This is a genomic window from Kitasatospora sp. NPDC058048 (genome assembly GCF_042885555.1).
Classification (GTDB): Bacteria; Actinomycetota; Actinomycetes; order Streptomycetales; family Streptomycetaceae; genus Kitasatospora; species Kitasatospora lactacystinica.
This window is the reverse complement of sequence record NZ_JBHVRT010000047.1, coordinates 65,551-76,465: the sequence shown is the minus strand read 5'-3', so window position 1 is coordinate 76,465 and position 10,915 is coordinate 65,551. Positions and strand designations below refer to the sequence as shown.

7 protein-coding genes and 1 pseudogene are annotated in these 10,915 nt (G+C 72.7%); 1 reads left to right on the top strand and 7 read right to left on the bottom strand.

Annotated elements, in window-relative coordinates; genetic code table 11:
• From ACFVVA_RS35535 to ACFVVA_RS35515, 5 genes and pseudogenes are all read right to left on the bottom strand, one after another.
• Positions 1-256, bottom strand: a pseudogene (locus ACFVVA_RS35535) (ABC transporter permease); the annotation flags it as partial.
• Positions 253-1,251 carry an ABC transporter ATP-binding protein gene (locus ACFVVA_RS35530; RefSeq protein ID WP_387694843.1) on the bottom strand — a complete coding sequence of 333 codons (999 nt, stop codon included), beginning with the start codon at positions 1,249-1,251 and terminating at the stop codon, positions 253-255. The pseudogene ACFVVA_RS35535 and the gene ACFVVA_RS35530, both read right to left, overlap by 4 nt.
• A gap of 78 nt (positions 1,252-1,329) precedes the next feature.
• Positions 1,330-2,679: an NYN domain-containing protein gene (locus ACFVVA_RS35525; RefSeq protein ID WP_387694842.1), complete on the bottom strand. Its 1,350-nt coding sequence runs from the start codon at positions 2,677-2,679 to the stop codon at positions 1,330-1,332.
• Between the two features lie 321 nt (positions 2,680-3,000).
• Entirely contained in the window at positions 3,001-4,050 is a 1,050-nt protein-coding gene (locus ACFVVA_RS35520; RefSeq protein WP_359908324.1) for an aspartate-semialdehyde dehydrogenase, read from the bottom strand.
• A gap of 114 nt (positions 4,051-4,164) precedes the next feature.
• The gene (locus tag ACFVVA_RS35515) at positions 4,165-5,052 is read right to left on the bottom strand and encodes a dihydrodipicolinate synthase family protein (RefSeq protein WP_387694841.1); all 888 of its coding nucleotides are present in this window, start codon (positions 5,050-5,052) and stop codon (positions 4,165-4,167) included.
• A 93-nt stretch (positions 5,053-5,145) separates the two neighbouring features.
• On the opposite strand from ACFVVA_RS35515, the gene ACFVVA_RS35510 reads away from it, so the two are divergent.
• On the top strand, positions 5,146-6,033 hold the full coding sequence (locus ACFVVA_RS35510; protein ID WP_380548688.1) for a LysR family transcriptional regulator: 888 nt from the start codon (positions 5,146-5,148) through the stop codon (positions 6,031-6,033).
• A 91-nt stretch (positions 6,034-6,124) separates the two neighbouring features.
• On the opposite strand, the gene dnaE is transcribed toward ACFVVA_RS35510, so the two are convergent.
• Both dnaE and ACFVVA_RS35500 read right to left on the bottom strand, forming a co-directional pair.
• Complete coding sequence (dnaE, locus tag ACFVVA_RS35505; protein ID WP_387694839.1) at positions 6,125-9,658, bottom strand: DNA polymerase III subunit alpha; 3,534 nt, start codon at positions 9,656-9,658, stop codon at positions 6,125-6,127.
• A 180-nt stretch (positions 9,659-9,838) separates the two neighbouring features.
• Entirely contained in the window at positions 9,839-10,906 is a 1,068-nt protein-coding gene (locus ACFVVA_RS35500) for a hypothetical protein (RefSeq protein ID WP_387694838.1), read from the bottom strand.
• Between the last annotated feature and the right edge of the window lie 9 nt (positions 10,907-10,915).

Sequence of the window (10,915 nt, the reverse complement as noted above, 5' to 3'; positions counted from 1 at the left end):
CCAGCACGCTCGAACCGGCGACCACCGACCGCGCCTCCGAGGACTGCCCGGCGTCCACCACGCCCCGCATCATCACCAGGATGCCCACGGACTGGAAGGTGGCCACGAACAGCAGCGGGATGCGCGCCACCCGTGCCCGGGCGAGCTGCGCCCGGTACACGGCCGCGAGCGCCGGCAGCAGCCTGGCCGCGGGGGCGAGCGGAGCGGGGGCGGCCGTGGACCGGTCGGTCCGCGGGGGCACCGAGAGCAGCGTCACTTGGCCAGTCCTCCGTGGCGGCCGCCCAGCTTGAGGTATGCGTCCTCAAGGCTCGGGGTGGCGAGGGTGAAGTCGTCGAGGGCGGCGAAGGCCGGGCCGGTGGTGACGGCGGCGACCAGTTCGCGGGCCTGCTCGGGGGTGGTGCGGACGGTCCAGCGGCGGCCGGTGCACTCGGCCCGCTCGCGCAGCGCGGCGACGGCGGGCACGCCGACCGGCGCCTCGTCCCGCCAGACCAGGTCGAGCCGGACGTCACCGTCCACCAGCGCCTTGAGCCCGCCGGGCGTGTCGCAGGCGATCACCCGGCCGTCGTCCACCACGGCGACCCGGTCGAGCACCGTCTCCGCCTCGATCACGTTGTGGGTGACCAGCAGCACCGTCGTGCCGTGCTCGGCGCGCCGCCGGTCCACGGCGCTCCACACGGCCCGCCGGGCGACGGGGTCCATGCCGGTGGTGGGCTCGTCCAGGACGAGCAGCGGCCGGTCCCCCACCAGGGTGGCCGCGAAGCAGGCGAGCCGCCGCTGCCCGCCGGACAGCTTGGCGAGCGGCCGGGTGGCGAGCGGCTCCAGCCCGAGCTCCGTCAGCACGTCCGCGGCCGTACCGCGGGCCTGGGCCCGGGTGAGTCCGCGCAGCCGTCCGGTGGTCTCGGCGGCGAGCGCCACCGTCAGCTCGTCCAGCGCGGTGGATTCCTGCCCGAGGTAGCCGAGCAGCCGGGCGGCCCGCTCGGGGTGCCGCACGATGTCGTGGCCGAAGAGTTCGACGGATCCCGAGTCGGGGCGCAGCAGCCCGGTGAGCTGGCGCACCAGCGTCGACTTCCCGGCTCCGTTGGGCCCGAGCAGCCCGAAGATCTCGCCCCTGCGGACGGTGAGGGTGATCCCGTCGTTGGCCCGGATCTCGGTGGCGGCCGCGCCGCGCCCGCTGCGGTAGGTCCTGACCAGGTCGCGCACGACGGCGCACGGCTGGGGTTCCTCGGGTGCTCGCCCGGCCGTCTCGTTCACGACCGACGACTCTACGCGCTCGTACGGGCGAACCGGACAACGGGGCCCTGCCGACCCCCGGGCCGCCGACCGGCCGGCTCAGTCGTCGACGACCATCGACCCGCCCGGCACCCGGGCCGCCAGCTCCTTCCAGAACCCGGCCCGAATGGCGTAGCGGTCGTGCTCGTCGATCTGGTCGTCCTTGTGCGCCAGCAGCCCGAAGCGGGCGGCGTAGCGCAGCAGCTCGCCGTCCACCCGGTGCGGGATGCGCGGGTAGTCGGGCCAGAGCATGGTGAGTCTCTCGGTGTCGCCGACGCGGTCGCTCCAGCGGCGGGCGAAGACCTGCCCGACTTCGTGGGCGTCACCGCCGATGGAGGTGATGTCCTCCTCGCGGTCGGCCCAGCGCTGCTCGGCGGTGGTGAGCTGGGCGAGGGTGGGCAGGCTGTCGCCGGCGGTGACGGCGGGCTCCGGGGCGGGCCGGTCCACCCAGCCGCGGTCGGAGGACCAGCGCAGCACCGGCCCGGCCTGCGCGACGGCCCCGTGCCCGTTGACCCCGTGCCCGTTCGCGGCGTGCCCGTTCGTGCCGTGGCCGGTGGCCCCGGGGCCGCCGGTTCCGTTCGCCGACGGGGTGATCGCGGTGACGGAGGAGGTCCGGCCGGCGAGGTCCTTCGGCGTCGGGACGACCTTGAGCGCGGCCGCGGCCGGCTGCGGCCGGCCGTCGGCGTCGGGGTCCGCTCCCGCCGAGGCCGCGGCGGGGGCCGAGGCGGCCGAGGCGGCGGCCACCGGACGGACCACCGGCGGCACCACGGTGGGCAGGACGGCGGGCGGTGCGGCCGGCGGGGCGGCGAGGATCTTGGCGATCTCCTGCCGGGCCCCCGGGGCCGGGAACATGCTGGAGTGCTCCCGCAGCGAGAAGGACCCCTCGATCCACTCCCGGTCCAGCACCCGCCGCTCGTCCGCCTCGCCGACCAGGTCCTCGGACTGGTTGAAGTCGCCGTCGGCGGCCTGCAGGGCCCACAGGTGGACGGCCACCCCGTGTTCCTTGGCGGTCATCATGCCGGGCAGCAGGTCTCCGTCACCGGTGATCAGCACGACGTCGGCGCAGGCCCGGTTGCGGGCGAGTTCGGAGAGTTCGGCGTGCATCGCGGCGTCCACGCCCTTCTGCACCCAGCGTCCCTCGGCCCGGGTGAGCGCGCCGAGCCGTACGGTGACCCGGGGCAGTACCCGCAGCCGCCGGTGCTCAGGCATCGGGCGCCGGTCGGGCGCGGCGTCGAACCAGTAGATCCGCAGCAGCGGCAGCCCGGTCTCGGCCTCGGCGCGCTCGCGCAGTGCGGTGATCAGGGCGGTGTGGTTCACCGTGACCTTGGACCGGGACGGATCCCCGGCGAGCAGGCTGGCGGCGGCGCCCAGCAGATATCCGGCGTCCACCAGGACGACACAGCGGTCCATCGCGCACCTCTTTTCGCTCGCCCTCGGAATCAGTCGGGTGGGTCGATTCGGGAATGGGCGGTCCTCCCGCCGTCCGGGCGTGCCGAGGTGAGGGGCCCCCGTCGTCGCCCGATCGTTGGGTCACCTTTTACCCCCGGTTCGCCCGCCGAACCTCGCCGGTTGTCCCGGTGCCGCAACAGCCGCCCCGGCGCGCAGCGAACAAAAGCGAAGGCGGGCCCCGTACAACGACGAGGCCCGCCCGAGGTCACGCGGCGGCGTTCCGGCCGGTGGACGCCGGTGGTCCGGTCCGGGGGTCCGGCCCCTGCGCACGACCGGAGGTGCTCAGCCCCTGAGCTCGGCGGCGACCAGCTCGGCCAGCTGGACGGCGTTCAGTGCGGCGCCCTTGCGCAGGTTGTCGTTCGAGACGAACAGCGACAGTCCGTTGTCCACCGTCTCGTCGACCCGGATGCGGCCGACGTAGCTCGGGTCCCGGCCGGCGGCCTGGAGCGGGGTGGGGATGTCGGACAGCTCGACGCCGGGGGCGCCGCTGAGCAGCTCGACGGCGCGCTCGGGGCTGATCGGGCGCTCGAAGCGGGCGTTGATCTGCAGCGAGTGGCCGGAGAACACCGGGACGCGCACGCAGGTGCCGGCGACCTTCAGCTCCGGGATGCCGAGGATCTTGCGGCTCTCGTGGCGGAGCTTCTGCTCCTCGTCGGTCTCGTTGGAGCCGTCGTCCACGACGGAGCCGGCCAGCGGCACCACGTTGAAGGCGATCGGCCGCTGGTAGACCTTGGGCTCCGGGAACTCGACGGCACCGCCGTCGTGGGCGAGCGCGGCGGCGCCCAGCTCGACGACCTTGGCGGCCTGGTCCTGGAGCTCGGCGACGCCGGCCACACCGCTGCCGGAGACGGCCTGGTAGGTGGAGACGACGAGCGCGGCCAGGCCGGCCTCCTCGTGCAGCGGGCGCAGCACGGGCATGGCGGCCATGGTGGTGCAGTTCGGGTTGGCGATGATGCCCTTGGGGCGGTCGGCGACGGCCTCCGGGTTGACCTCGGAGACGACCAGCGGGACCTCGGGGTCGCGGCGCCAGGCGGAGGAGTTGTCGATCACGACGGCACCGGCCGCGGCGACCTTGGGGGCCAGGGCCTTGGAGGTGGAGCCGCCGGCCGAGAAGATCACGATGTCCAGGCCGGTGTAGTCGGCCGTGGCCGCGTCCTCGACGGTGACCTCGGTGCCCTGCCAGGGCAGCGTGCGTCCGGCCGAGCGGGCCGAGGCGAACAGCCGCAGCTGCTCCACGGGGCCCAGGCCGCCTTCACGACCAGCGCGCTCCGCCAGGATCTCGCGGACCACGCCGCCGACCTGGCCGGTGGCACCGACAATGCCGATCTTCATCTCCGACTACTCCTCTGAATGGTGCTGTTCACAGCCGCACTCTGCCCATCATGCCTTGTCACGCGGGTGGGGCGGCCTGGTGTTCCACGGTGTGAGAGGCCGCCCGGACGGGGGCTACTGGTCCAGACCACTGGCGAGGGCCAGCGCGGCGTCGACCTCCGCCCGCCCGGCCGGCAGCAGCGGCAGCCGCACGTCCGGGGTCGGGATGCGGCCCTGGGCGTGCAGCACGCCCTTGGTCACCGTCGGGTTCGGCGCCGTGAAGGCGGACAGCGCCAGCCCGGTCAGCCGGTGCCCGAGCGCCCGTGCCCGCGCCACGTCCCCGGCCTGCCAGGCCTCGGCCAGCTCGACGAACCGGGCGGTCGCCAGGTGGGCGGAGGCGAGGATGCCGCCGGCCGCGCCCAGCGCCAGCATCGGCGAGAGGAACGCGTCCTCACCGGTAAGGAAGGCGAATCCGGCGGGGGCGTCGGCGAGCAGCTCGGCGGCCGCCTGGTCCAACCCCCCGGTCGCGTACTTGACGCCCACCACGCCCTCGATCGCGGCGAGTTCGCGCAGCGCGGCGGTGGAGAGCTGCTGCCCGGTGCGGTACGGGATGTGGTAGACGATCAGCGGCAGCGGGCTGCTCGCGGCCAGTGCCCGGAAGTGCGCGACCGTCCCGGCCTCGCCGGCCCGGACGAAGGACGGCGTGGTGACCAGCGCCGCCGCCCGCGGCACCCGCGCGCCGAGCGCGGCCAGCGCCTCGCCGACGGCCCGGGTGTCGCCGCCGGAGGCTCCGACGGTCAGCTGCGCCCCGCGCGTGGCGCAGGCGACCGCGGCGACGTCCACCACCGCGTCCCGCTCCTCGGCGGTCAGCGCGGCCGGCTCGCCGGTGGTGCCGAGCGCGACCAGCCCGGCCGCCCCGGCGTCCAGGACCTCGTGCGCCAGCTTCTCCAGTGCGTCGAGGGCGACGGAGCCGTCGGCGGCGAAGGGGGTGATCAGGGGGACGTGGATGCCCTTGAGTTCCATGTCCACGATCCTGCGGCCCGTCGATCGCCCAGGTCCAGTTCATATTTCCGACGCTTCTCGTAAGCTGGGCCGATGCTCGACTAGGCTGGCCCGATGCTGGACGTCCGACGCCTGCGCCTGCTGCGCGAACTCGCCCACCTCGGCACCATCGCGGCCGTCGCCGAGGCGCTCTCCTTCAGCCCTTCGGCGGTGTCCCAGCAGCTGTCCGTCCTGGAGAAGGAGGCGGGCGTCCCGCTGCTGGAGCGCACCGGACGGCGGGTCACCCTCACCCCGGCCGGGCTGGGCCTCGTCCGGCACGCCGAGGCGGTGCTCGCCCTGCTGGAGCAGGCCGACGCCGAACTCGCCCACGCCAAGCGGGGGTTGGCGGGCCCGCTGCGGATCGGCACCTACCCGTCGGCGGCCCGGGCGATCATCCCGGCGGTGCTCGCCGAACTGGCCGGCTGGCACCCGGGGCTGGAACCGATGGTCACCGAGGTGGACCCGGCGGCCGTCGGGGCGGCCCTGCGGGCGGGCGAGCTGGACGTGGCACTGGTGCACGAGTACGACCTCGTCCCGGCCGACCCGGAGCCGGGCCTCGCGGTGACCCGCCCGGTCTTCACCGAGCCCATGTACCTGGCCGCCCGCACCCCGGGCACCGTCGCCGAGCAGCGCGGCGCCCCGTGGATCATGTCCCCGCCCGACACGCTCTGCCACACCATGGCCGTCCGGGCCTGCGAGGCGGCGGGCTTCGCACCGCGCATCCGGCACCAGATCGACGACTTCACCACCGTGCTGGCCCTGGTCGCGGCCGGCCAGGGCGTCGCCCTGGTCCCCCACCTGGGCACGGCCGGCCTCCCGCCCGGGGTCGTCCTCACCCGCCTGCCGATGTACCGCCGCACCCGCGCCGCCTTCCGCGCCGGCGCCGGTTCCCACCCGGCCATCTCCGCCTTCGTCTCCGCCCTGCACACGGCCGTCCCGCCGGGTCTGGGCGGCGGCACCTGAGCCGGCGCCCCCGGCAGGGGCTCCTCCCCGGACGCGAAAGGCCCGGGGCGCCCACCGCGACGGGTGCCCCGGGCCTTTCGCCTCCGCGCTCCTAGCCCGCCAGGCAGCTCGGCCCGAGCAGCTGCTTCAGGTCCCCGAACAGCGCCGGGTCCGACTTCACCCGGTGCCGGTCCAGGCGCAGCACCGTGGTCTTGTTGCGGCCCTCCAGCCGCACCCGCACCTCGGTGGTGCCGCGGTGGCTGCCCAGCACCTCGCCGAGCCGGGCCACCAGCGGCGGGGTGACCTTCCCGCTCGGGATGTTGATGACGATCGGCGCCTCGGCGTGCGCGTTCGACAGGTCGGGGGCGGACAGCTCCATCCCCATCAGCCGCGGCACGTCCTCCCGCTTGTCCAGCTTGCCGCGCACGAAGACGACGGCGTCCTCGACGAGTTGCGAGGACACCAGCTGGTAGCTGGCCGGGAAGAACATGCAGTCGATCGAGCCCGCGAGGTCCTCGACGGTCGCGATGGCCCAGGCGTTGCCCTGCTTGGTCATCTTCCGCTGGAGGCCCGAGATGATGCCGCCGATGGTGACGATCGTCCCGTCCGGCCGCTCCGCGAGGTCCGCGACCGCGCAGTCCGCCTTGTCGGCGAGCACGTGCTCGATGCCGTGCAGCGGGTGCGAGGAGACGTACAGGCCGAGCATCTCCCGCTCCTGGGCGAGCAGGAAGGACTTCTCCCACTCCCCCTCGGAGAAGACGACGTCCAGGCCGAAGCTCGGCTCGTCCGCGGTGGCGTCGCCGCCGAAGAGGTCGAACTGCCCCTCGGCCTCCTTGCGCTTCACGCCGACGACGTTGTCGATCATCGGCTCGAACTGCGCGCTCAGGCCCTTGCGGGTGTGGCCGAGCGAGTCGAAGGCACCGGCCTTGATCAGCGATTCGACGGTCCGCTTGTTGCAGACCACCGACTCCACCTTGTCCAGGAAGTCGGGGAAGGACGCGAACTTCCCCTTCGCCTTCCGGGTCCGGATCATCGAATCGACCACCGGCCCGCCGACGTTGCGGATGGCGGTCAGGCCGAAGCGGACCAGGGTGTCACCGTGCGGGGTGAAGTCCGAGTCCGACTCGTTGACGTCCGGCGGCAGCACCTGGATGCCCATCTTGCGGCACTCGTTGAGGTAGACCGCGGACTTGTCCTTGTCGTCCTTGACGGAGGTGAGCAGGCCGGACATGTACTCGGCCGGGTAGTTGGCCTTGAGGTAGGCCGTCCAGTACGAGACCAGCCCGTAGCCGGCGGTGTGCGCCTTGTTGAACGCGTAGCCGGAGAAGGGGACGAGGACGTCCCACACGGCCTGGATGGCCGCGTCGGAGTAGCCGCGCTCGCGGCAGCCCTTCTGGAAGGGGACGAACTCCGCCTCCAGGATCTCCTTCTTCTTCTTGCCCATGGCCCGGCGCAGCAGGTCCGCCTGTCCGAGCGAGTAGCCGGCCAGGATCTGCGCGGCCTTCTGCACCTGCTCCTGGTAGACGATCAGGCCGTACGTCGGCCGGAGCACCTCCTCCAGGGGCTTCTCCAGCTCCGGGTGGATCGGGGTGATCTCCTGCTGGCCGTTCTTGCGCAGCGCGTAGTTGGTGTGGGAGTTGACGCCCATCGGGCCCGGACGGTACAGCGCCAGAACGGCGGAGATGTCCTCGAAGTTGTCGGGCTTCATCAGGCGCAGCAGCGAGCGCATCGGCCCGCCGTCGAGCTGGAAGACGCCGAGCGTGTCGCCGCGGGCGAGGAGTTCGTAGGTCGGCTTGTCGTCGAGCGGCAGCTTGAGCAGCTCGATCTTCTCGCCCTTGTTCCGCTCGATCGCCTTGACGGCGTCGTCCATGATCGTCAGGTTGCGCAGGCCGAGGAAGTCCATCTTGAGAAGGCCGAGGCCCTCACAGGTCGGATAGTCGAACTGCGTGATGGTGACGCCGTCGGTGTGCCGGGTCCAGACCGGGATGTGGTCGGTCAGCGGCTCGGCGGACATGATGACGCCGGCGGCGTGCACACCGGGCTGGCGGATCAGGCCCTCGATGCCGCGCGCGGTGTCGATGACCTTCCGGACGTCCGGGTCGGTCTCGTACAGCCCGCGGATCTCACCGGCCTCGCTGTAGCGCGGGTGCGAGGAGTCGGTGATGCCGGAGAGCGGGATGCCCTTGCCCATGACGTCCGGCGGCATCGCCTTGGTGATCCGGTCACCCATCGCGTACGGGTAGCCGAGGACGCGCGAGGAGTCCTTGATGGCGGCCTTCGCCTTGATGGTGCCGTACGTGACGATCATGGCGACCTTGTCGGATCCCCACTTCTCCGTCACGTAGCGGATCACGTCACCGCGCCGGCGCTCGTCGAAGTCGATGTCGACATCGGGCATGGAGATGCGCTCGGGGTTGAGGAAGCGCTCGAAGATCAGGCCGTGCGGGATGGGGTCGAGGTCGGTGATGCCCATCGCGTACGCGACCAGCGAGCCGGCCGCCGAACCACGGCCGGGGCCCACCGCGATGCCCTGGCTCTTGGCCCACATGATGAAGTCGGCGACCACGAGGAAGTACGCCGGGAACCCCATCTGGATGATGGTGTCCATCTCGTACTCGGCGAGCTTCTTGTGCTCCTCGTCGTACCCGCCCGGGAAGCGCCAGTCCATCCCCTCCCAGACCTTGGACTTGAAGAAGTCCGCCTCGGACTCGAAGCCCTCCGGGATGGGGAAACGGGGCATCAGGTTCTTGAACTTGAACATGCCCTCGGTGTCGACCCGGGAGGCGACGAGGAGCTGGCTGTTGCGGCAGCCCTCCTGCCAGGCGTCCGAGGAGTCGAGGGCGTACATCTCGGCGGCCGACTTGATGTAGTAGCCGGTGCCGTCGAAGCGGAAGCGGTCCGGGTCGGAGAGGTTCTTGCCTGTCTGGACGCAGAGGAGGAGGTCGTGCGCCCCGGCGTCGGCCTCGGTGGTGTAGTGCGAGTCGTTGGTGACGACCGGGGGGATGTTGAGCTTCCTGCTGATCTCCAGCAGCCCGTCACGGACCCGCTTCTCGATGTCGAGGCCGTGGTCCATCAGCTCCAGGAAGTAGTTCTCCTTGCCGAAGATGTCCTGGTAGTCGGCGGCGGACTTCAGCGCCTCGTCGACCTGGCCGAGGCGCAGCCGGGTCTGCACCTCGCCGGAGGGGCAGCCGGTGGTGGCCATCAGGCCGCCGGACAGCTCCGCGATCAGCTCCTTGTCCATCCGGGGCCACTTCACCAGCCAGCCCTCGGCGTAGGAGCGCGAGGTCAGCTTGAAGAGGTTGTGCAGGCCCTCCTTGTTGCGGGCCCAGATGGTCTTGTGGGTGTACGCGCCGGACGCGGAGACGTCGTCCCGCTTCTGGTGCGGCTGGCCCCACAGGATGCGCTTGGTGTTGGAGCGGGACTCCGGGGCGACGTACGCCTCGATGCCGATGACGGGGGTGATGCCCGCGTCGGTCGCCTGCCGGTGGAACTCGGCGGCGCCGTACATGTTGCCGTGGTCGGTCATCGCCACATGGGTCTGCCCGAGGCGCCCGACCTCCTTGAACATCTGCTTCAGCCGGGCGGCACCGTCCAGCATCGAGTACTCGGTGTGGACGTGCAGATGCGCGAACGGCTGATCGCTCAAGGCGGGGCCTCCGGAGGCTCTGGTGCTGGTCTGGTGGGCCGGCGAACGCGCAGGTCACAGGGGATGCCCTGGAAATGGATGTGGCCCGGAGCACCTCTCGGGGCCCGGACCACCACTCACGCGTTCACGCGTCCACTCTAGCCCCCTTCGAACGGCTTTCCCGTCGGCAGGGAAGGCCCCCTAGGTCAGCCCGGCGAGTCGCTCCCCGGCGGCTTTTTTGATCACTGGCTCCTCCATCGGATCGTCCCGGAGGCAGGCGAGGCGGTCGCGTACGCCGGGCCGGTCGGGGGCCCGCTCGACGCCCAGCAGACGGGCTCGCGCCTCGCAGTCCCACAGCGACTCGGTGTACGCCTCGGCCATGCCGGCGGCCCCCATCGCCGCCAGCGCCTCCAGGTAGTCGGCGCGCTCGTACGAGTGCGGGGTGCAGAGCCAGAAGCGGCGCAGCAGCGAGACGGCGCCGGCGGCCTTCGGGCCGAAGCGGGCCAGCCCGCGCGCGAGATCGTCCGGTCCGCACCAGGACCGGTCCACCCACTGCCGCTCCAGCTCGGCCACGAGGGCCGGGATGTCGCTCTCGTCGCCATGGGCGGCCACCACGCCGAAGCCGATCCCGGCGAGCCACGCCTGCTCCGAAGCCGCCCACTCCCGCGCCGCCGGGACGGCGTGCCCGGCCAGCCGCCCGACGGCCCTGCCCAGCAGCGGCAGCGGTCGGGTGCCGTCGGCGGCGCCGAGGCCGGGCACCAGCGGGATCAGCGCGGGCTCGGGCGCGCGGAGCGAGAGGGCCACGAGAGCGGAGGCCTTGGCGCCCTCGGGCGCCGCCGGATCGCGCAGCAGGGCCAGCAGGCTCGCACTGTCCCGCTCCGGGTACGGATCCGGCCGCCGCACCGGGCGGCGCGCGGGCGGCTCGTCCTTCTCCGGAACGAAGTCCGGCAGCGCCGCCCGGGCGTCCGCCGAGCCGGCGAGCACCAGCAGTTCCAGCACGCCGGTGGCCCGGTCGCGGATGTCCTCGTCCCGGGCCGTCGCCATCTCGACGACGGGCCCGAGCGGGAGTTCCAGGTCCCGGATCAGCCGGGCCAGGTAGAGGTGCCGGTCGTCCACCTGCGAGTCCCAGCGCCAGTCCCAGCGGATGCAGCCGTGGACGAGTTCGGCGACCGACATCCGGTCCTCGGCGGCTATCCGCGCGCCCTGGCCCCGGCCGCGCTGGAGGAGGCCGAGGAGGGTGGTCGGCGGCGCGTAGTGGTCGCTGTGCATGGGGTCCAT